The sequence below is a fragment of the Streptomyces sp. O3 genome, from assembly GCF_054788135.1.
The window spans coordinates 13087-32933 of the sequence record NZ_JBTVYK010000065.1; the positions used below are offsets into that span (position 1 = coordinate 13087).

A 19847-nucleotide genomic window follows, 5' to 3' on the forward strand; every position below is an offset into this window, starting at 1 on the left:
CTCATCCAACGCCTAGCGGGGCGAGGGAAGCGGCAGTCGAAGCGGCACTCCGGGAGCGGTTCGGCGGCACTGCGGCAGTGGCGGCAGCCGGAGCGGCGGAGGCGGCCAGCGGCAGTGGTTCGCGCAGACGGGCACTGGCTGGTGACTCAGCGCCGGCCGGTGACGCGGCCAGATCGCGCAGGACGGCGCGGACCAGCCGCAGCACCCGGAAGTGTGCGCCCTGAGGCCCCGGCACCTGGCGCACGGCCCCGGTGAGCAGCAGATCCCGTAGGGTCCGCGCGCAGTGCGCCAGCGGCTGGCCGGTGAGCGACACCACCCGGTCGAGACTGACGTCGCCGTCGCCGTCGCCGGCGGTGCCGAGGGCCGCCAGCAGCGCGCGGCGGTCGGTGCGCAGCCGGAGGAGTCGGCCCCGCAGAGCGTCCAGGTAGCTCTCCGGGCGCTCCGGCCCGGCCAGTCGGTCGAGGAACGGACGGGGATCCTCGATCAGCAGGCGGTGCAGCGTCGGCAGGTCGCAGACCGTCAGCCAGGACGCGGCGGCCAGCACCGCTCGGGGCAGGCCGTCCAGTCGACGGCAGATCTCGGCGGCTTGGGCCCGGTCGTCGGCGGACGCCCGCAGCTCGGGATGGATGCGGTGGACCTGGTCCCAGAACAGCCGCTCCGCCGGGCCGGGGAGACCGTCGGGGGCGTCGTCCGGGCCGGTGTCCAGGCCCGCCAGCAGAAACGTGCGTTCCCCGGTCAGCTCCCAGGGTTCGTCCGAGGTGACGAGCAACCGCAGCTCAGGGTGGTCCCGCAGCAGCGCGGTCAGCCGTCCGGGATGGGCCGGACGGGCCGGGGCGCCGTCGATCACCAGCAGTGTGGGCCCGCTGCCCAGGCTGTTCGGGAGGCCGGGCCGCTCTCGGGGAGCGTGCCGGTCCCGTGGGTGTTCCGGCCGGTCGTGCGGGGCGCCGGGCAGGCCGTGGTCGGCGCCGGAGTCGTCCGCCGGGTCGAACAGCCGCCGCACCAGACGGTACGGCAGCCCGTGCGGCGCGGGATCGGCGGGCGCGAGGCAGTCGTCGTCGCTGCCGGGGAAGGTGTACCAGAGGACGGGCATCCGGTGCTGGCGGTGCAGCCGGGTGGCCGCTTCCACCGCCAGCCGGGTCTTGCCGGCGCCGGAGAGTCCGGTCAGGTGCAGCAACCGCTGCGATCCGGAGGCGAGTTCGGCGGTGATCACTTCGGTTTCCAGGTCACGGCCGAAGATCGGATGCAGGGTGGCCGGTGGGGCGGGCGGGGCCGTGGGTCTCTCGTCCGCGTCCGTCGCTGTGGCCCGGCATCGGCGCGCGGCCGCCGAGAGCGCCTCTCGGGAGCGCGGCCCGAGCCGCAGCCCGTCCGCGAGCAGGTGCACGGTCTCGCCACGTGGGCGGCGCACCCGGTCCTGTTCCAGGTCGCGGATCGCCCGCACGCTGATGGTGGAGAGGTCGGCCAACTCCCGCTGAGTGAGGCCGATCCTGGTGCGGTGACGGCGGATCAGCGCGCCGAGCGTGAGGGGCGGTTCCTCCACCGGGGGCACCGCGTCGTCCAGAGCGGCGGCGTGCGGGCTGACAGTCAACTGAGGCTCCAATGCTCGTCCGGTCAGGGCACAGGAGGCATCCGTTGCCTGGGCGCTGGCGGCGCCTGGTGGAGCGACCTGCTGTCTTCCACCCTTCGGACCGCGCTATCAGCGGGGCATCGCCGCGACAACGGGTGCCGCCTCGCCGCTATCACTGCCGGGATACCGCCGACCGCGCCGTGATAGCGCGGGGATAAACGCGCCGATAGTCCGGGGATTCCGGCCGTTCCTAATGTGCTGAGCACAGAGAACGGAGCGCATCAGCCAAGCGCACCGGCCCAGCCGAAGGAGACCCTCATGTTCCAGGCCACCGCCCGCCGGACCGTCGTCGCCACCGTCACCCTCGCCGCCGCCGTACTGCTCGGCGCCACCACCGCCGCGGCCGCGCACGCCGAAGCCGCGCAGAGCACAACGGCCGCCGCCGGCACCACGCAGACGGGCGTCCTCCTGGACAAGTCCGGCTCGTTCGACACCACCGAGAACAACCCCTGGGACTGAGGCGCGACCGGACTGGCCGGACTGGCCGCAGGACCGGGTACCTCCCACGTGTCCCCGCGCGGCCGTGCCCGGCTCGGCGCGGACTACGTCCGACAGGTGGCCAACAGCCGCTCGCACTTCTCCAGCTCCTGCGGCATCGCCCGGTCCCGGAACGTCGCCATCGCCGGTTCCAGCAGCTCCTGAGCGCGCAGCGTCATTCCCGCCCGTGCCAGCATCCCCGCCATATCCAGCCGGACCACCGCGGCGCCGCCATGGTCCATGATCCGCTCGCGGATGGCGAGCGCCTGCTCGAAGTGGCCGCGGGCCTGTTCGTACCGCCCCTGGCCGCTGTGCAGCTGGCCCAGATCGCGCAGCAGATGCCCCTCGCCGATGACGTCCCCGGTGCGTCGGCACAGCTCCAGCACCTCGGACAGGGTGCGCTGTGCCTCGGCGTACTCGCCGCGCTGGGACAGCACTTGGCCCGCACGGCGCAGCGTACGCGCCTGCCCTCCCTCGTAGCCGGTGTGGCGGTAGATCTCCAGCGCCTCGTCCAGCTGGGTGTGGGCCAGGTCGGTCTCGCCGTGCCGCATACGGATATGGGCGCTCTGGGTGAGGACGATCGCGCGGCCCACGATGTCCCCGGCCCGGTCGAAGTCCCGCAGCGCCTGGCCGTAGAGTTCCAGCGCGCCCGCGTCGTCCCCGTCGGTGCGCTTGAGCAGCGCCAGATCCCGGCGGCACAGCGCGAGGCCTTCCGGGGCGTCCAGCTCCCGGAAGAGCCCCAGCGCCGTGTTGAGGGCCTGCCGGGACTCGTGGGGCTGGCGGCGGCTGAGATAGAGCGAGCCCAGCGAGCCGAGCACCGCCGCGTGGCCCCGCTTGTTGCCCGCGGCCTGTACGGCCTCCAGCGCCCGCCGGTGGGTGCTCTCCCAGTGGTCGAGGTAGCCGCGCACCTCGAAGAGGGTGACCAGACCGGTCGCCAGCTCCCAGCAGAACTCGTCCAGCTGCTCGGCCGCCGCGTGCTCGACCGCCTGGGTGAGGCTGGCCAGCTCGCCGTTGAGCCAGTCCAGCGGTTCGCGCAGGAGCTCGTCCGTCTGGGCCGTCGGCAGCCGCCAGCGGGGGGCGTCGCCGCGTATCACCGTGTAGTCGCCCCCGTAGACCCGCTGATGGGCCTGTTCCACCAGGTGCAGCCAGCCGCCCATCATCCGGCGCAGCGCGGCGGATCGTTCCTGCGCGTCGCCGTGCCGGTCCAGCTGTTCGCGGGCGAACACCCGGATGAGATCGTGGAATCCGAACCGCACCCCGCCGCCGCGCTCCACTCCGACCACGTCCAGCATCTGCGTGTCCACCAGTGGTTCCAGCAGATCCGACGGGAAGGGCCGGTCGTCGTCCATCAGTGCGCCGGCCAGCCAGCCCGGAAGCGTCGGCCCCTGGGCGAGGCTCATCAGCCGCATCAGCCGCTGCTCGGTGGAGCCCAGCGAGTCATGGGTCAGTGACAGGCTGGCACGGATGGTCATCTCACCGTGTGCCAGCTCGTCCAGGCGATGCCGTTCGCTGGCGAGCCGATGCACCATCGATGCCAGCGTCCAGTGCGGGCGTGCGGCCAGCCGGGCCGCCACGATCCGCAGCGCCAGCGGCAGCCCGCCGACGGTGCGGATCAGTGCTTGGGCCGCCTCCGGCTCCTGCGTCACCCGTTCCTCGCCGACCACCCGGTCCAGCAGCGCGAGCGCCTGGTCGCTCTCCAGGACGCCGAGTTCGGCCCGGTGCGCGCCGGGCAGGCCGGTCAGCCGGGCCCGGCTGGTGACCAGCACCGCGCAGCTGTTGCTGCCGGGCAGCAACGGCCGCACCTGGCTCTCGGTGGCCGCGTCGTCCAGCACCACCAGGATGCGGCGTGTGGCCAGGAGGGTCCGGTACATCTCCGCGCGTTCGTCCAGCGAGTCGGGAATGACCGGGCCCGGTATGCCCAGCGCGCGCAGAAACCGGCCCAGCACCTCGGCCGGCGCCGCGGGAGTGTGGCTGGCGCTGCGCAGATCACAGTAGAGCTGGCCGTCCGGGAAGTGTGCGGGGGCGAGCCGGTGGGCCACATGGGTGGCCAGGGTCGACTTGCCGATGCCGGGCTTGCCGACGATGACCGTGAGTCCCATGGCGCTGCCGGGCCGGTCGCTCACCAGCGCCTGGGATATCTCCGCGAGGGTCTCCTCGCGGCCGATGAAGTCCGAGGTGTCCGCCGGCAGCTGGCGTGGCGTGGAGGTGTGTCCGGGCGGTGCGTCCGGTTCCGTTTCCGGGTCCGTCCCCGGTTCCGCTCCCGATTCCCCCGCCGGGATGTCGGCCGTGTCCTGGCCCGGCTCATCCGCCGGGCCGTCCGCCGACTGAGCGCCTGGCTCTTCCGCCGGGCCGTCCGCCGCCTGGGCGGCGTCGGCGCGCAGCAGTGGGTCGCCCGCCAGGATGCGGGCCTCCAACCGCTGGAGTTCCTCGCCCGGTTCCAGACCCAGTTCCTCGATCAGCAGCTCCCGCCCGGCGCGGTAGGCGTCCAGCGCCTCAGCCTGTCGGCCGGACCGGTAGAGCGCCAGCATCAGACGGCCGCGCAGCTGCTCCCGCAGCGGATGCTCGGCCACGAGCCGCCCCAGCTCACCGACGATCTCATGGTGGCGGCCGAGTTCCAGTTCCAGCCGCAGCCGGTCCGCGAGAGCGGAGAACCGTTCCTCGTCGAGTTGCAGTGCCCGGTTGCGCAACTGCTCGCTGTGCAGGCCGCTGAGGCACGGCCCCTGCCACAAGGTGTCAGCGGCACAGAGCAGTTCGACCGCGCGGGCCGGGGCGTTCTGCCGGGCCAGCACCCGTGCCTCGGTGACCATCCGGGTGAACAGGACGCGATCCACGAAGTCGGAGTCGACGTTCAGCGTGTAGCCGGGCGGACGGGTCGTGATCCGCGCGTCGACGCGCCCGGTTGTGAAGGTCTTGCGGAGCCGGGAGACGCAGATCTGCACCTGGGTGCGGGCCGTGTCCGGCGGGGCGTCCTCCCAGAGCAGATCGACGAGCAGATCGGTCGCCACCACCCGGTTCACGTCCAGCAGCAACGCGGCAAGGATGATCTCCTGCCGCCCCGGAGGGATGCGTACCGGGCCGTCCGCTCCGTTGACCTGCAATGGGCCCAGCAATCGGAAGACCGGTCGATGGAGATCGGCTGTCCCCTGGCGCGCCGGCTCGGGCATGCATCATCCCCCGTGGCTGATGTGGGCGTGGTGCGGTCGGTGTGACCGTGTCAGTGTCACCGAGAGAGGGTGACCTGTCCACGCCATGTGGAGATTGCATGGTGATAGGACTGGAATAGTCGCGAGGTACCCGGCGTCGACACACTGAGGCGACCGCCGCTGCCATCGGGCGTGCGGGCGCAGCGACTACCCCGCCGGGAGGGGATCCCCAGTGACCAGCCAGGAATACGTCAACTCACCGCGGAGCGCCGCCGTCACCGCCGTCGGCGTGGACCATGTCCGCCTGTCGTACGACTACCGCGACTGTGGTGACTACGACGGCTTCGCCTCGCTGCTGGACGAGGACTTCCGGATCGACTTCCCCGGCCTGGCCGAGAGCACCGGCCGCACTGCGGTGCTGGAGCGGCGGAACGCCTTCGGCGGCCCGCCCTTCCAGCACCGCATCCACCAGGTCGTGGCCGACGGCGACAGCGTCATCGCGCTCGGTCGGCTGGTCTACCGGTCCGCGACGGCCCCGGACGCCGGGCGGCACGGGCATCCGGACGATGACCTGGCCTTCGCCGACCACTTCACCATCTCCGACGTCGGGATGCTGCTCAGCTGCTGCCGCTACCACCGCATCCCCCCGTCGTCGGTCCCGTCGTCGTCCTGAGTGCCGGAGGGCCGCCTCTAGCCGATCACCGCCGCCCGTACGCACAGCACATCCGGCAGGTGCGAGGCGAGCTGTCGCCAGGTGTCGCCGTCGTCCGCGCTGGCGTACAGCTCGCCGTTGCGGTTGCCGAAGTAGACGCCCGCCGGGTCCGCGTCATCGGTGCACAGGGCGTCGCGCAGCACCGTGCCGTAGTGGTCGCCTCCGGGCAGGCCCGAGGCGAGCGGCTCCCAGCTCTCGCCCGCGTCCGGCGTGCGGTAGACGCGGCAGCGCCGGTCGGCGGGCACGCGGTCCGCGTCCGCGTTGACGGGGAAGACATAGGCGGTGTCGGCGCGACGCGGGTGGGCGGCCATGGCGAAGCCGAAGTCGGACGGCAGGCCCTGGCCGATGTCCGTCCAGTTCCCGCCGGCGTCGTCGCTGCGGTACACGCCCCAGTGGTTTTGCAGATAGAGACGGTCCGGGTCGACCGCGTCCCGCGCGACCTTGTGGACGCACTGGCCGAACTCGGGGTTCGGGTCGGGCAGGAACACCGCCGAGACACCGGAGTTGGCGGGCGCCCAGCTCGCACCGCCGTCCAGGGTGCGGAACACCCCGGCCGTGGAGACGGCCACCGTCACCGCGGCCGCGTCGCGCGCGTCGGTCAGGATGGTGTGCAGGCCCTCCCCGCCGCCGCCCGGCACCCAGCGGGAACGGGTCGGGTGCTCCCACAGCGGACGCACCAGCTCGAAGCTCTCGCCCCGGTCGTCGGAGCGGTACAACGCGGCGGGCTCGGTGCCCGCGTACACCACGTCCGGCTCGGCGGCCGACGGGTGCAGCTGCCACACCCGCTCCAGCGAAGCACCGGTGTCCTGAGGGAACTTGACCGCGGGCTTGGGAGGCTCGGTCCAGCTCGCCCCGAGGTCGTCGGAGTGGAACACCGAAGGCCCCCAGTGCGCGCTGTCCCCGCCGACCAGCAGCCGCGGCGCCGAATTCCGGGTGTCGATCGCGATCGAGTAGACGGCCTGGGCGTTGAAGCACGGTCCTTCGAGCGACCAGACGCCACCGCGCCGCCGCCCGATGAAGAGTCCCTTCCGGGTGCCTACCGTCAGCAGTACGTCGGCCATCCAGACCACCTCCGAGATGTCAGTCGACCTCGCTGTCCACGACACGACTCAGTCTGCACCCGCCCACTGACAATCGCCGGGAACCACCCGGAACAGGTGGTTCCCGGTCAATCCCGAAGATGCCGCGCAAGTACCGAGATATCCTCGGGCCCCACCCGGCAGCACCCGCCGACCAGCCGCGCCCCGCTGCGCACCCAGCCCGCCACCCGCTCGCCCGCGAACGTCGCGGGGCCCCGCCAGGCGCCGGCCGCCGCGTCCCACGCCTCACCGCTGTTGGGGTACACCACCACCGGCTTCCCGGTGATCCGCGCGGCGAGCGCCGCCGCGGCGTCCGCGTCGTCGGGGGCACAGCAGTTCACCCCGACCGCGAACACCTCAGCGCTCTGAGCGGCCAGGCCGAACGCCTCGTCCAGCGGCTGCCCGGCCCGCGTCCGGCCCCCGGCGACGCTGTACGACAGCCAGGCCGGCACCCTCAGGCCCCGCACCGCGCGCAGCAGCGCGCGGGCCTCGTCGGCGTCCGGCACCGTCTCCAGCGCCAGGGCGTCCGGACCCGCCGCGGCGAGCGCCGCCAACCGCGGCCGGTGGAACCGCTCCAGCTCGGCCACGCTCAGCCCGTACCGCCCGCGGTACTCCGAACCATCCGCGAGCATCGCCCCGTACGGCCCGACGGACGCCGCCACCCACAGCGGCCGCTGCACGCCGCGGGCCCGCGCGAGCCGGGCCGCCTCGCGCCCCAGCCGCACGCTCCGGCCGAGCAGCTCGGTGGTGCGCCCGGCGTCGACGCCACGCCGGGCGAAGCCCTCGTACGTCGCCTGGTAGCTCGCCGTGACGGCGACGCTCGCACCCGCCAGGAAGTACGCGAGGTGGGCCGCCGTGATCGCGTCGGGCCGGTCGGCGAGCAGCCGCGCCGACCACAGGGCGTCCCCGAGGTCGTGCCCGGCGGACTCGAACTGGTTGGACATCCCGCCGTCGAGCACCACCGGGCCCGCCGCGACGGCCTCGGGCAGCGTCGGCTCAGTGACCGCGCCGACCGGTTTCGCGGTTCGGTTCATGGCACGACGTTATAGCCGCCTCGGCCTCCCATCGGCCTCCCATCGGCCTCCCATCGGCCTCCCATCGGCCTCCCATCGGCCTCCCATCGGCCTCCCATCGGCCTCTTCGGCCCGTCGCCGTACGCTGTGACCATGGCATCGGTAATGATCATCAACGGTCCCAACCTCAACCTCCTCGGCACCCGCGAACCGGGCATCTACGGGGCCCAGACCCTCAAGGACGTGGAGGCCCTGTGCCACACGACGGCCGAGGGGCTGGGGCTGACCGCGGACTGCCGCCAGTCCAACCACGAGGGGCAGCTGCTCGACTGGATCCACGAGGCGGGCGCCGAGCAGGCCGCGGGGAACCTGATCGGGGCGGTCCTGAACGCCGGTGCGTACACGCACACGTCCGTCGCCCTGCACGACGCCGTCAAGGGCTCAGGGCTGCGCGTCATCGAGGTGCACATCTCCAACGTCCACGCGCGCGAACCGTTCCGCCACCACTCCTACCTCTCTCCGGCCGCCGCCGGGATCGTCGTCGGCTTCGGCACGGAGGGCTACCCGCTCGCCATCCAGGGACTCCACCGGATCGCGGCCGCGGGAAGCTGACCCGAGCCGGGGCGGCTGAGCTCACACCGGCTCACGATTGACAGGCGCCTCTCCCGTCCCGCACGATCGCCCCGTGAACCTGTCAGACAGCCAGACAGCCAGTGTGGTCCCGAGGCGCGTCAGCGCCATGGAAGCGGTGCTCGGGCATCTGCGCGGCGCCATCGAGCGCGGCGAGTACGCCGTGGGGGACAAGCTGCCTTCCGAGGCGGAGCTGTGCCGTCAGCTGGAGGTCAGCCGCCCGGTGCTGCGCGAGGCGCTGCGCGCCCTGCAGACGATGGGGCTGACCGTGGCCCGGACCGGCAAGGGCACGTTCGTCGTGTCGAACGGGCCGGACGAGGACCCCACCTTCGGCGACTACGCGTCCAGCGACCTGCTGGAGGTCCGTCGGCACGTCGAGATCCCGGTGGCGGGCTATGCCGCCGTGCGCCGGACCCCCGAGGACCTCGACCACCTGACCCGTCTGCTGGAGCGGATGGAGCGCGAGACCGACACCACCGCGTGGGTGGCCATGGACACGCTGTTCCACCTGGCCGTCGCGCAGGCCGCCCGGAACCCGGTCTTCCGCCGGGTGATCGAGGAGATCCGGGACGCGCTGGCCCGCCAGTCGGCGTTCCTCAACGACCTCGGCGGACGCCGCGAGCAGTCCAACCGCGAGCACCGCGCCATCGTCGAGGCGCTGGCCGACGGCAGCGAGCACGACGCGGCCGAGGCCATGGCCCACCACCTCGACCGTGTCGGGACCACCCTCACCGAGATCGTGCGCCCCGACCGCGCGGACGCCGCATCCTCGGCCGCGCCCCCGTCGGGCACCAACTCCTAGGTGCCACCCTCCAGGCATCACCCCACAGGCACCCCCCACAGGCACCACCCCACAGGCACCACCCCAACGAAAGCGGATCCCCGGCGTGAGCGAGCAGTCCATCGACCTGATACCCCAGCACACCAGGACGCCCGCGGAGCGCGACACTCCGCACCCCGAAGCACCCGCACCCGCGCCCGCGCTCGCACCCGCGCCCGCCATACGGGAACCCCTGCACGCCCCCGTCGCCCAGCTGACACGCGGCGGCGTCACCGAGGGAATCCACTACGGCTCGGTCGTCGTGCTCGCCGCGGACGGCGGCGTCGAGCTGGGGGTCGGCGACATCGAGGCGGCGTTCTACCCCCGCTCGGCGCTCAAGCCCGTCCAGGCCGTGGCCCTGCTGCGGGCCGGGCTGCCGCTCGACGGCGAGCTCCTCTCGCTGACCGCCGCCAGCCACTCCGCCGAGGAACGGCATCTCGCCGGGACCCGGCGCATACTCGAGCTCGCCGGACTCACCGAAGACGATCTCCGCAACGTCACCGACCTGCCCTTCGACCCGGTCGTACGCGAGGACTGGACCCGCGCGGGCCGACCGCCCTCGCGGCTCGCGCAGAACTGCTCGGGCAAGCACGCCGCGATGCTCTACACGGCGAAGCTGAACGGCTGGTCCCTCGACGACTACCTCGACCCCGCGCACCCGCTCCAGCGGGCGATAGCCGCGACCGTCGAGGACCTGACCGGCCAGGCCGTCGCGAGGGTGACGGTCGACGGCTGCGGTGCGCCGCTGTTCTCCGTCTCGCTGCACGGGCTCGCGCGCGCCGCCGCCCGGATCGTCACGGCGCCGCCCGGCACGCCCGAGGCGCGGGTGGCCGACGCGATGCGTACGCACGCCGAGATGGCCTCCGGCTCGCGGCGCGATGTCGCCGCGCTGATGCGGGCCGTGCCGGGGCTGCTCTCCAAGGACGGCTTTGAAGGGGTGCAGGTCGCAGCGCTTCCGGACGGCCGGGCCGTCGCCGTGAAGATCGCTGACGGGGCGGACCGGGCGCGGGTGCCGGTGACCGCGGCCGCGCTCGCGCGCTGCGGCGTCGACCCGGCGGCGCTCACCGAGTTCGCCGGGGCGCCGCTGCTCGGAGGCGGTGCGGTGGTCGGCGGCATCCGTCCGGTGCGGGCACTCGAACCGCTCCCCCCGGCCCCGGCGGCCCACGGCACGTACGCCTGACCCACGCCGTACGTACGCCTGACCACGCGCGCGTACCCCTTGATCGCGCCGCCACGCGCCCGCGCCGCACGGCCTCGCCCGCCCGCCCGCTCACCCAGCCCGGATCACGGGAACCTCAGCCCGGCCCGGATCACGGGAACGCCGATCTCGTCGTACCCGCACCTGGCCGAGGCCCTCGCCGCGATCGAGGAGGCCCTCGCCACGGGCCGTGGTGTGGCCGAACTGGTCCAGGAGAAGGACCTGTTGCCGGGATGGCCTAGACGGACCGGTGGTACTGGTCGGGTACGTGGATCTCGCCGCCGAGTTCGCGCGCGGCGCGCCGGGCGAAGGAGGGGTCGCGGAGCAGTTCGCGCCCCAGGAGCACGGCGTCGGCCTCGCCGTTGGCGACGATCTTCTCGGCCTGTTCGGGCTCGGTGATCAGGCCGACGGCGGCGACGGGCAGTCCGGTCTCGTTCCGGACCCGGGCGGCGAACGGAACCTGGTAGCCGGGCCCGACGGGGATGCGGACCTTGGCGGCGTTCCCGCCGGTGGAGACGTCGAGCAGGTCGACGCCGTGCTCCTTGAGCAGGGCCGCGAAGCGGACGGTGTCGTCCGCCGTCCAGCCCGCGTCGTCCAGCCAGTCGGTGGCCGAGATCCGGAAGAACAGCGGCTTGTCCTGCGGCCAGACCTCCCGTACGGCGTCCACGACGCGCAGGGCGAAGCGGGTGCGGCCCTCGAAGGAGCCGCCGTACTCGTCGGTGCGGCGGTTGCTGTGCGGGGAGAGGAACTCGCCGATCAGATAGCCGTGCGCGCCGTGGATCTCGACGACCTCGAACCCGGCGTCCAGAGCCCGGCGCGCCGCGTCGGCGAACTGCCCGACGATCTCGTCTATCTGGCCGGTCGTCAGCTCGGTCGGCACCGGGTGGTCCTCGTCGAACGGCAGCGCGCTGGGCGCCAGCGGCCGCCAGCCGTGCGCGTCGGGGCCGAGCGGGGCACCGCCCTTCCAGGGGCGGTCGGTCGCGGCCTTGCGTCCGGCGTGCGCGATCTGGATGCCCGGCACGGTGTTCTGGCTCTTGAGGAATCCGGTGATCCGGCGCAGGGCCGCTGTCTGGGTGTCGTTCCAGATGCCCAGGTCGTACGGGCTGATCCGGCCCTCGGGGCTGACCGCGGTGGCCTCCAGCAGGATCAGCCCCGTACCTCCGGCGGCGCGTGCCGCGTAGTGGGCGAAGTGCCAGTCGTGGGCCACTCCCGCGTTCGGCCCGAAGACCTCCGCCGAGTACTGGCACATCGGCGCCATCCACACACGGTTGGGGATGGTCAGGGACCGCAGGCTGACGGGCTCGAACAGTGCGCTCACGGCGGACTCCATTCGTCGGCGGGGCCGTTTGGCTCTCGTACGATAACCCTCGTAGTACGGGAGATGTCAAACTACGGCAGGTCTCGTACCATGGAGGCCCCTGACGATGTGGAGCCCTCATGACGACCCCGGTGAACGCCGCGCGGAGCGGCGGCCGCGAGCTGGAACACCCCTCGCGCGCGGAGATCCGTCTGGAGGGCGTTCTGCACGCACTGGCCGACCCGGTGCGCCTGCGCATCGTGCGGGAGCTGGCGCTGGCCGAGGACGAGCTGGCGTGCTCGTCTTTCGATCTGCCCGTCACCAAGTCCACGCTGACGCACCACTTCCGGGTGCTGCGCGAGAGCGGCGTGGTCCAGCAGGCCTACCGGGGCACCGTCAAACGGAACGGGCTGCGCCGCGAGGACCTGGCCGCGCTCTTCCCCGGTCTCCTGGACAGCGTCCTCCACGCGGCAGGGCTGCAGCGCGACCGGCTCGGCGAAGGCTAGAACAGGGATGGGGACGGGGACGGGGACGAAGGGTGACCCGTCCGGACGCCCGCGGCTAACGCTCCGCGCCCCGCGCGGCCCGCAGCAGCCCGTCCCAGTCGGGAATCTTCACCGGTCCGCGCCCCTGCGTGGCGCCCAGCGACGCCTCGGCGCGCTCGATCGCCAGCCAGCCGGACCACTCCACGGGCCGCAGCCCCGCGGCCCGCAGCGCGTTCAGCGGATCCTCGCCCCGGTCCTCGCGTACGAGGCCGGGGGCGTCGTCGAGCAGGGAGCTCACCGTCTCCTTGGCGCACGGGCGGTTGGTGCCGATCACGCCGGTCGGCCCGCGCTTGATCCACCCCGCGACGTACTCTCCGGGCGACACCGCGCCGTCCCGCAGCACCCGCCCCGCGCGATGCGGCACCGTGCCGCGCCCGGCGTCGAACGGCAGCCCCGCGAGCGGCACTCCGCGATAGCCCACCGACCGCAGCACCAGCTGCGCGTCGAGGTCCGTGTACCGCCCAGTGCCGGTCACCTGGCCCTGGCCGTCGCCCGGCACGGTGTGCTCGAAGCGTACGGCGGCCACCCGGCCGGCCGCGCCGAGGATCTCCACCGGGCGGAGGAAGAACCGGAGGTGGATCCGCCGGGCGCGCCCGCGCGGCTCGCGCTCGGTGAAGCCGCGCAGCACGTCCAGGTTGCGCCGGTTCACCGCGGGCAGTGACGCGGGGTCGGACCAGGCCGGGTCGAGCGCCAGCTCCGCCGGGTCCACCAGTACGTCGGCGTCCGGCAGCGACCCCAGTTCGCGCAGCTCCTTGGTGGTGAACTTCGCCTGCGACGGGCCGCGCCGCCCCACCATGTGCACATCCCGGACCCGGCCGCGGGCCAGTACGTCGAGCGCCGACTGGGGCATGTCCGTCACCCGCAGCTCGTCGGCGTCACGGGCCAGGATCCGGGTCACGTCCACCGCGACATTGCCCACGCCGATCACGACGGCCGAGCGGACCCCGGACAGGAAGCCGTTCTCGGTGCTGTCCGGGTGCGCGCTGTACCAGGAGACGAACTCGGTCGCGGAGTGACTGCCGACGAGCTCCTCGCCGGGGATGCCGAGCCTGCGGTCCGCGGCGGCCCCTACGCAGTACACCACCGCGTCGTAGAGCCCGCGGAGCCGCTCGGGCGTCAGCGCCCCCGAGCCCACGTCCACGCCGCCGACGAACCGCACGCGGTCGTCCGCCAGGACCCCGCGCAGGTTGTTCTGCAGCGACTTGATCTTCTCGTGGTCCGGTGCGACGCCGTAGCGCACCAGCCCGTACGGGCACGGCAGGCGGTCGAGCACATCGACCCGCACGCCCGGCATCCGGTCCTGCGCCAGGAGCGACTGGGCGGTGTAGACCCCGCTCGGACCGGATCCGACGACGGCGACCTGAAGCACGGTACAGCTCCTTCCGCGGGAAACCCTGCGGTGGTATCCAGCATGGCATCGCTGTGCCGGAAACGGGGGTGTGTCCGGCCGGGCACGCTCACGGGGCGTCCGGCCGGGCGCGCTCACAGCATCGCGCGCATCCGGTTGATCTCGCTGGTCTGCTGCGCGATGACGTCGTTCGCCATCTCCTCGACCTGAAGGTCGTTGCCCTGGCCGAGCACGTCCGTCGCCATCGTCACGGCGCCTGCGTGATGGGTGATCATCAGCTTCAGAAAGAGCTCGTCGAAGGCCTTCCCCTTAGCCGCGCGCAGCTCGTTCAGCTGTGCCTCGGTCGCCATCCCGGCCATGGGAACGTCCCCTTCCCCGTGACCGTGACCGTGGCTGTGGCCGCCCGCGTCGCCGCCCGGCTTCCCGTACGCGTCCAGCCAGCCCCGCATCGTCCCGATCTCCGGCCCCTGGCCAGCGGAGATGCGCGCGGCCAGCCGCTTCAGCCGCGCCGATCCGGCCTGCTCGGGGGCCAGTTCGGTCATCACCAGCGCCTGCTGGTGGTGCTCGATCATCATCGTGACGTAGGAGAAGTCCGCCGAGTTGGGGGGCGAGGCGTCGGACTTCCGCGCGGCTTGCTCGGGGGACAGCGTCCGCGCGGCCTCGCCCGGCTTGCCGGGGGCGATCACCGGAGGACCGGTGTAGTCCGCGGCCTTGGAACCGCCGTCCGACTCGCAGCCGGTGAGGGCGAGCGCGGCCGAGGCCAGGCAGGCGGCGACGGTGAGGGCGTGTGCACGCGGGGAGCTGCGGCGGTTCGGCACAACGGCCTCCAGGAGCAGGCGAGTTGGCGGACGGCGGGACGGCTGGGTACGCCCCCGATCGTCAGTGATCCAGATCCCCGATGACAAGTAGGCCGCCCCCTTTGAATTGGCGGGACGCCCCCTATTGATATGAGCATGGCTAGCAGATACTGCCGTTGTCTACGCACCGTTCACACCCTGAACGGCTGTGAGGGAGGACGCAGTGACCCTGTTGAACGAATCCCGGACGCGACGCAGACGTCTGCACGGACGTCCGCACGGACGTCTGAGCGTCATGGCCGCCGCTGCCGGGCTCGTCGCCGCACTCTTCACGGCGGGCCCGGCCAGTGCGACACCAGACCCCGGTGACGACGCCCCGACATCCACGGGCGTCTCGCGGGACACGGCCGCCGACACCGAGGCGGCGATCAGGCGGGGCGACATCCCCGCGCCCGACGAGGTCGTCACATCCGACAACGTGACGCACCTCGCCAACATCCCCAAGGACGCGCTCCCAAGCTTCAACTCGGACCTGGCCTTCCAGGGCAGGTACGCCTTCGCGGGCAACTACGACGGCTTCCGGATCTTCGACATCAGTGACCCGAAGTCGCCCAGGACCGTCTCCCAGGTGCTCTGCCCCGGCTCGCAGAACGACGTCTCGGTCTCCGGGAACCTGCTCTTCCTGTCCACCGACTCCTCACGCAGTGACGACTCCTGTGAGAGCACGACCCAGCCCGCGACCGAGAAGGACTCGTGGGAGGGCATGAAGGTCTTCGACATCAGCGACAAGAGGAACCCGAAGTACGTCGCCGCCGTCGAGACCGCCTGCGGCTCGCACACGCACACGCTGATACCCAAGCGCGAGAACGTCTACGTCTACGTCTCCTCGTACTCCCCGCGCACGTCGTTCCCCGACTGCCAGCCGCCGCACGACGGCATCTCGATCGTCAAGGTCCCGCGCAAGGCCCCCCAGAAGGCCTCGCTGGTGGACTTCTCGGTGCTCTTCCCCGGTGACGGGGAAGACGGCGGCGGCAACCCCGGCGGACCCGCCAACCCCGGCGTCAGGAAGACCACCGGCTGCCACGACATCACCGTACTGCCCTCCCGGAACCTCGCGGCCGGGGCCTGCATGGGCGACGGCATCCTGATGGACATCAAGAACCCTGAGCGGCCGCGGGTCATCGACCAGGTCCAGGACAACGTCAACTTCGCGTTCTGGCACTCGGCGACTTTCAACCAGAAGGCGAACAAGGTCGTCTTCACCGACGAGTTGGGCGGTGGCGGCGGCGCCACCTGCAACGCGGAGGTCGGCCCGGACCGCGGCGCGAACGGCATCTACGCCATCAGGGGCAAGGGCGACCAGCGCAAGCTCGTCTTCCAGAGCTACTTCAAGATCCCGCGCCACCAGGCGGACACCGAGAACTGCGTGGCTCACAACGGCTCGCTGATCCCGGTCAGGGGCCGGGACATCATGGTCCAGGCCTGGTACCAGGGCGGCGTCTCCATCTGGGACTTCACCAACTCCAAGAAGCCGAAGGAGATCGGCTACTTCGAGCGCGGCCCGCTCAGCACCGACGCGCTGCGGGTCGGCGGCTCATGGTCGGCGTACTACTACAACGGCTACATCTACTCCAACGACATGGCCAAGGGCTTCGATGTCCTGAGGATCGACGACCGCCGCACCGACGGCGCGAAGCGGGTCCGGCTGCGCGAGCTCAACGTCCAGACGCAGCCGAGCTACCGCCGCTGACCACGCGTTCCGCCGGGCGGCGGCCCCGCCCGGCGGAACACCCGGTCACCGCCGAGCCCGACCGCTGGCGCTCCCCGCGCGGACCGCTCCCGGCATACGCTCGGGACGATCGCCCGCCCTGCGGGCGGCGTGCAGCCGCGCGGCGGTATGACGGCGGCGGCCGACGGGGAGCGCGCGGACAGGCGAGACGGAACCTAGCCCAGAGCCCTGAGGCCCGGCACGAACGTCACCAGCAGGGGAACCACCGGTGCCAGCGCCGCGAGCGCGGTCAGCCGGAGTCTGCGCCCCGCCGTCAGCCGGGGCGCAGCCGCCAGCAGCCGGTGCACCCGCTGCGGCACCTGCGCGTGCGCGGTCGGGCAGGGGCCGAACACGCCGCGGTCCTCGTTGAGTTCGACCAGCGCCAGGGCGATCGTCAGCCGCCCGAAGCGGCGCGAGGCGACATCGTCGGCGGCCAGCTCGACGAGCCGGTGCATCTCGTCCCGGAACGCGGCGAACACCGGCACCTGGGGAAACCCGTACGCCAGCGCCGCCGAGCAGTGCAGCAGCCAGTCGTGCCTGGCCTGCGCGTGACCCTGCTCGTGGGCCAGCACCGCATCCAGCTGCCGCCCCTTGAGGCGACGCAACGCGGCGGTGGTGATGACCAGTTGGGGCGTACTGCCGGACAGCCGCCAGGCGTCGGGACGCTCGCCCTCGAGTACGACGAGACGGTCGGGCCCCGGCTCCTCGCCCGGCAGCAGCGGGGAGCGCACCAGCAGTTCGGAGCGGCGGCGGCGACGCCTCGCGCGGGCCCGTGCGACCTCGCGCGTGAGCATCGCCCCGGTCCACACGCCGCCGCAGGCCAGCGCCACCGCGGTCGCCGCGGCCCACGGCCCGGTGCCGCCCAGCGCGTACGCCTCGATCACGCCGTGCGGGGCCGGTGCGAACACCGTGCCGCGCACCGCGTGCCAGGCGGCGGCGGCGCTGAGCGTCATCGACAGGGCGCAGCACAGCAGCACGGCGGCCACCACGCACTGCCACACCCACAGGGCGACCACGGGCTCGCGCTCCGGCCAATCGGCCCGTGCGAGCAGGCGAGGCGCAAAGGCGGCGGTCAGTACGCCGAGCAGCAGCAGGGCGACAGGGACCAACATGCCTCCACCCTATGAGGCCCCGCTACCGGGCGGTATGGCCAGCGGGCCCAAGTGACGCATACCACGACGGCGGTCTCACATCGTCAGGAGCATCGCGAACATCGAGATCCCCATCGCCAGCCTGCACACCGTCGCGATCTCGGACCGGTCCCCCCAGGCCGTCGCCGCCGACGCGGGTGCGGGCGCGGGTACGGCCGCCGCCGGGACCGGCGCCAGACGGCTCCCGGCCCGGAGCATATAGCCGCCGTAGTACAGCAGCAGTACGCCGGTGAGCACCGGCGCCCCCGCGCCGGTGTGCCCGGCGTGCGCCTGCGGCGTCACAGCCATCACCACCGCCATGTAGACCATCGCGAGGGCGTCCACCAGATGGTGCAGATGGTGCGTGGAGCCGCGTACCGCCCACAGCGTCCGCAACGCCGCGCCGCCGAACACGAGCGCGTACCCGGTCCAGACCCACCAGGGCGGCCACAGCACCGCGGCCGGTACGGCCATCACCGCCATCCCGAACCCCATCAGCGCCTCATCGCCCGCGAAAGCGCGCTGCCGCGCGACCGGGCTGCGCATCCGCAGCAGGCAGTACGCTCCGGCCGCCGCGCAGAGCGCGACCGTCAGCCATCCGGCGAGTGCCGGTCCGTGCATCGCGGACCTCCCCGATCGACGGCGTCGACGCAGCGACGGTGCCGACAGGTCGACTTCCCGCCCCTGAGGTCGACTTCCCGCCCCTGCCGGGGTCTACGCGGCGCATGGATGTACGCGGGGAGCACGGGGGTCACCGGACTCCAGTCGCGTCGCGTTACCCTCGAAGGCCGACGAACGAGCCGACGAGCGAAGGGGCGCGCCGCATGGAGACCGTCGTACACGCCGCAGGAGAGCTCACCTTCCGAGCCGCCCGCGACACCGACGCCGACGCGCTCATCGCGCTCATCGAGTCGGCCTACCGCGGCGACGCGAGCCGGGCGGGCTGGACCACGGAGGCGGACATCCTGCATGGGCAGCGCACCGACGCCGAGGGCGTCCTGGAGGTGATCCAGGCACCGGACAGCCGTCTGCTGACCGTCGAGCGGGCGGACGGGATCGTCGCCTGCTGCCAGCTCCAGCGCCGTGGCAGGGCCGCCTACTTCGGGATGTTCGCGGTCCGGCCCGAACTCCAGGGCGCCGGTCTCGGCAAGATGGTCCTGGCAGCGGCGGAGCGCACCGTCCGCGCGGAGTGGGGCGCGCGCGAGATGCACATGACGGTGATCTCGGTACGGGACGAGCTGATCGCCTGGTACGAGCGGCGCGGCTACCGTCGTACGGGACAGCTCAGCCCCTTCCCGTACGGCGACGAGCGCTTCGGCGTCCCGCAGCGCCCGGACCTGGAGTTCGAGCTGCTGGTGAAGGATCTCACGCGGTAGCGGAGCCCACGCGGATAGGAGCGATCCCACGCGGCGGAGGGCTCACGCCGTGGGCTCAAGCCGTGGGCTCACGCCGTGAAGCGGCCGGTGCGTTTGATGTCCGGGTAGTCGGTCGTCACGCCGTCCAGTTCGAGCGCGCGTGCCAGGCGCAGCTGGTCCTGGGTGTTCACCACCCAGCCGATGATCCGCAGATCGGCCTTGCGCGCGAGCTCGGCGGTCTCCAGCGTGAGCCGTCTGATGTTCAGCACCAGCGTGGCCGCGCCGACCGCCGTGGCGCGCCCCACGACCTCGGTGCCGTAGTGGTCGGCGACCAGCGCGGTGCGTACGCCCGGCACCAGACGGGAGATCTCCGCGAGCGCGTCGTCGTGGAAGGACAGCACCTCGACCCGCGAGACCAGATCGCGCGCGAGCATCACCTCGGCGAGCGCGCGGGCGGCCGCGGTGTCCTTGATCTCGGCCTGGAGCGGTGCCCGTACGGCGTCGAGCACCTCCTCGAAGACGGGGACGCGCTCGCCGCGGCCCGCGTCGAGCGTGCGCAGCTCGGCGAGCGTCCGCTCGGCGATGGGACCCTCGCCGTCGGTCGTACGGTCCACGCGCGCGTCGTGCATGACGATGAGCGCGCCGTCCTTGCTCAGGTGCAGATCCAGTTCGATGAGGTCGAGCCCGGCCTGTTCGGCATGGACGAAGGACCGGAGAGTGTTCTCGGGCTCCACGCCCATGATCCCGCGATGACCGATGGTGAGGAAGTTCAAGGTCCACCCGCTTCCGCCGACTCCCGAATCCACTGCGCAAGCTTGGCGAGGGACGTCGCGGAGCGCAAGACAACGCTCACGTACGTGTGAATACGAGGGAAGCCGGTCGCGGAATCCACGCCGCGCGATACCGAACGC

Annotated in this window: 18 protein-coding genes; 8 read left to right on the forward strand and 10 right to left on the reverse strand. The window is 72.5% G+C overall.

Going from position 1 to position 19847, the window contains the following annotated elements:
- Position 1: 1 nt before the first annotated feature.
- Positions 2 to 1585, reverse strand: coding sequence for an AAA family ATPase (locus ACX6XY_RS26070; protein WP_460335618.1), 1584 nt, complete (start codon positions 1583 to 1585; stop codon positions 2 to 4).
- Positions 1586 to 1882: 297 nt separating this feature from the next.
- On the opposite strand from ACX6XY_RS26070, the gene ACX6XY_RS26075 reads away from it, so the two are divergent.
- Complete coding sequence (locus tag ACX6XY_RS26075) at positions 1883 to 2083, forward strand: hypothetical protein (RefSeq protein WP_460335621.1); 201 nt, start codon at positions 1883 to 1885, stop codon at positions 2081 to 2083.
- Between the two features lie 83 nt (positions 2084 to 2166).
- Here the strand turns inward: ACX6XY_RS26075 and ACX6XY_RS26080 are convergent, their stop codons facing one another.
- Positions 2167 to 5199 carry an AfsR/SARP family transcriptional regulator gene (locus ACX6XY_RS26080; RefSeq protein ID WP_460335624.1) on the reverse strand — a complete coding sequence of 1011 codons (3033 nt, stop codon included), beginning with the start codon at positions 5197 to 5199 and terminating at the stop codon, positions 2167 to 2169.
- Between the two features lie 277 nt (positions 5200 to 5476).
- Here ACX6XY_RS26080 and ACX6XY_RS26085 point away from each other — a divergent pair, with 277 nt between their 5' ends.
- On the forward strand, positions 5477 to 5917 hold the full coding sequence (locus tag ACX6XY_RS26085) for a nuclear transport factor 2 family protein (protein ID WP_460335626.1): 441 nt from the start codon (positions 5477 to 5479) through the stop codon (positions 5915 to 5917).
- A 17-nt stretch (positions 5918 to 5934) separates the two neighbouring features.
- On the opposite strand, the gene ACX6XY_RS26090 is transcribed toward ACX6XY_RS26085, so the two are convergent.
- Both ACX6XY_RS26090 and mmuM read right to left on the reverse strand, forming a co-directional pair.
- Positions 5935 to 7017, reverse strand: coding sequence for a WD40/YVTN/BNR-like repeat-containing protein (locus ACX6XY_RS26090; protein ID WP_460335629.1), 1083 nt, complete (start codon positions 7015 to 7017; stop codon positions 5935 to 5937).
- Positions 7018 to 7124: 107 nt separating this feature from the next.
- A complete protein-coding gene (gene mmuM / locus ACX6XY_RS26095) occupies positions 7125 to 8069 on the reverse strand; it encodes a homocysteine S-methyltransferase (RefSeq protein ID WP_460335632.1) in 945 nt (314 codons plus the stop codon).
- 132 nt (positions 8070 to 8201) lie between these two features.
- Here mmuM and aroQ point away from each other — a divergent pair, with 132 nt between their 5' ends.
- From aroQ to ACX6XY_RS26110, 3 genes are all read left to right on the forward strand, one after another.
- The gene (gene aroQ / locus ACX6XY_RS26100; protein ID WP_460335635.1) at positions 8202 to 8660 is read left to right on the forward strand and encodes a type II 3-dehydroquinate dehydratase; all 459 of its coding nucleotides are present in this window, start codon (positions 8202 to 8204) and stop codon (positions 8658 to 8660) included.
- Positions 8661 to 8733: 73 nt separating this feature from the next.
- The gene (locus ACX6XY_RS26105; RefSeq protein ID WP_460335639.1) at positions 8734 to 9480 is read left to right on the forward strand and encodes a FadR/GntR family transcriptional regulator; all 747 of its coding nucleotides are present in this window, start codon (positions 8734 to 8736) and stop codon (positions 9478 to 9480) included.
- A 199-nt stretch (positions 9481 to 9679) separates the two neighbouring features.
- Positions 9680 to 10678, forward strand: a complete 999-nt coding sequence (locus ACX6XY_RS26110) for an asparaginase (RefSeq protein WP_460335687.1) — start codon at positions 9680 to 9682, stop codon at positions 10676 to 10678.
- A gap of 256 nt (positions 10679 to 10934) precedes the next feature.
- Here ACX6XY_RS26110 and ACX6XY_RS26115 read toward each other — a convergent pair whose 3' ends face one another.
- Positions 10935 to 12014, reverse strand: coding sequence for an NADH:flavin oxidoreductase/NADH oxidase (locus ACX6XY_RS26115; RefSeq protein ID WP_460335641.1), 1080 nt, complete (start codon positions 12012 to 12014; stop codon positions 10935 to 10937).
- Between the two features lie 119 nt (positions 12015 to 12133).
- On the opposite strand from ACX6XY_RS26115, the gene ACX6XY_RS26120 reads away from it, so the two are divergent.
- Positions 12134 to 12499: an ArsR/SmtB family transcription factor gene (locus tag ACX6XY_RS26120; RefSeq protein WP_460335644.1), complete on the forward strand. Its 366-nt coding sequence runs from the start codon at positions 12134 to 12136 to the stop codon at positions 12497 to 12499.
- A 55-nt stretch (positions 12500 to 12554) separates the two neighbouring features.
- On the opposite strand, the gene ACX6XY_RS26125 is transcribed toward ACX6XY_RS26120, so the two are convergent.
- Together ACX6XY_RS26125 and ACX6XY_RS26130 are read right to left on the reverse strand one after the other, a co-directional pair.
- Entirely contained in the window at positions 12555 to 13907 is a 1353-nt protein-coding gene (locus tag ACX6XY_RS26125) for an FAD-dependent oxidoreductase (protein ID WP_460335647.1), read from the reverse strand.
- A gap of 113 nt (positions 13908 to 14020) precedes the next feature.
- Positions 14021 to 14704: a DUF305 domain-containing protein gene (locus ACX6XY_RS26130; RefSeq protein ID WP_460335650.1), complete on the reverse strand. Its 684-nt coding sequence runs from the start codon at positions 14702 to 14704 to the stop codon at positions 14021 to 14023.
- 202 nt (positions 14705 to 14906) lie between these two features.
- Between ACX6XY_RS26130 and ACX6XY_RS26135 the strand changes: the two genes are divergently transcribed.
- Positions 14907 to 16433 (forward strand): LVIVD repeat-containing protein, encoded by a 1527-nt coding sequence (locus ACX6XY_RS26135; protein ID WP_460335653.1) that lies wholly within the window; start codon positions 14907 to 14909, stop codon positions 16431 to 16433.
- A 194-nt stretch (positions 16434 to 16627) separates the two neighbouring features.
- Here the strand turns inward: ACX6XY_RS26135 and ACX6XY_RS26140 are convergent, their stop codons facing one another.
- Entirely contained in the window at positions 16628 to 17563 is a 936-nt protein-coding gene (locus ACX6XY_RS26140) for a M56 family metallopeptidase (RefSeq protein WP_460335655.1), read from the reverse strand.
- A gap of 75 nt (positions 17564 to 17638) precedes the next feature.
- On the reverse strand, positions 17639 to 18202 hold the full coding sequence (locus ACX6XY_RS26145; protein WP_460335658.1) for a DUF5134 domain-containing protein: 564 nt from the start codon (positions 18200 to 18202) through the stop codon (positions 17639 to 17641).
- A gap of 203 nt (positions 18203 to 18405) precedes the next feature.
- Here ACX6XY_RS26145 and ACX6XY_RS26150 point away from each other — a divergent pair, with 203 nt between their 5' ends.
- Positions 18406 to 18957 (forward strand): GNAT family N-acetyltransferase, encoded by a 552-nt coding sequence (locus ACX6XY_RS26150; RefSeq protein ID WP_460335661.1) that lies wholly within the window; start codon positions 18406 to 18408, stop codon positions 18955 to 18957.
- Positions 18958 to 19025: 68 nt separating this feature from the next.
- On the opposite strand, the gene ACX6XY_RS26155 is transcribed toward ACX6XY_RS26150, so the two are convergent.
- Positions 19026 to 19709, reverse strand: coding sequence for a glycerophosphodiester phosphodiesterase (locus ACX6XY_RS26155; RefSeq protein WP_460335663.1), 684 nt, complete (start codon positions 19707 to 19709; stop codon positions 19026 to 19028).
- Positions 19710 to 19847 lie beyond the last annotated feature (138 nt).

Coding starts and splice junctions, on each gene's coding strand:
- ACX6XY_RS26150 (WP_460335661.1), top strand. CDS start 18,406: ATGGAGACCGTCGTACACGCCGCAGGAGAGCTCACCTTCCGAGCCGCC.
- mmuM (WP_460335632.1), bottom strand. CDS start 8,069: ATGAACCGAACCGCGAAACCGGTCGGCGCGGTCACTGAGCCGACGCTG.
- ACX6XY_RS26090 (WP_460335629.1), bottom strand. CDS start 7,017: ATGGCCGACGTACTGCTGACGGTAGGCACCCGGAAGGGACTCTTCATC.
- ACX6XY_RS26120 (WP_460335644.1), top strand. CDS start 12,134: ATGACGACCCCGGTGAACGCCGCGCGGAGCGGCGGCCGCGAGCTGGAA.
- ACX6XY_RS26145 (WP_460335658.1), bottom strand. CDS start 18,202: ATGCACGGACCGGCACTCGCCGGATGGCTGACGGTCGCGCTCTGCGCG.
- aroQ (WP_460335635.1), top strand. CDS start 8,202: ATGGCATCGGTAATGATCATCAACGGTCCCAACCTCAACCTCCTCGGC.
- ACX6XY_RS26140 (WP_460335655.1), bottom strand. CDS start 17,563: ATGTTGGTCCCTGTCGCCCTGCTGCTGCTCGGCGTACTGACCGCCGCC.
- ACX6XY_RS26075 (WP_460335621.1), top strand. CDS start 1,883: ATGTTCCAGGCCACCGCCCGCCGGACCGTCGTCGCCACCGTCACCCTC.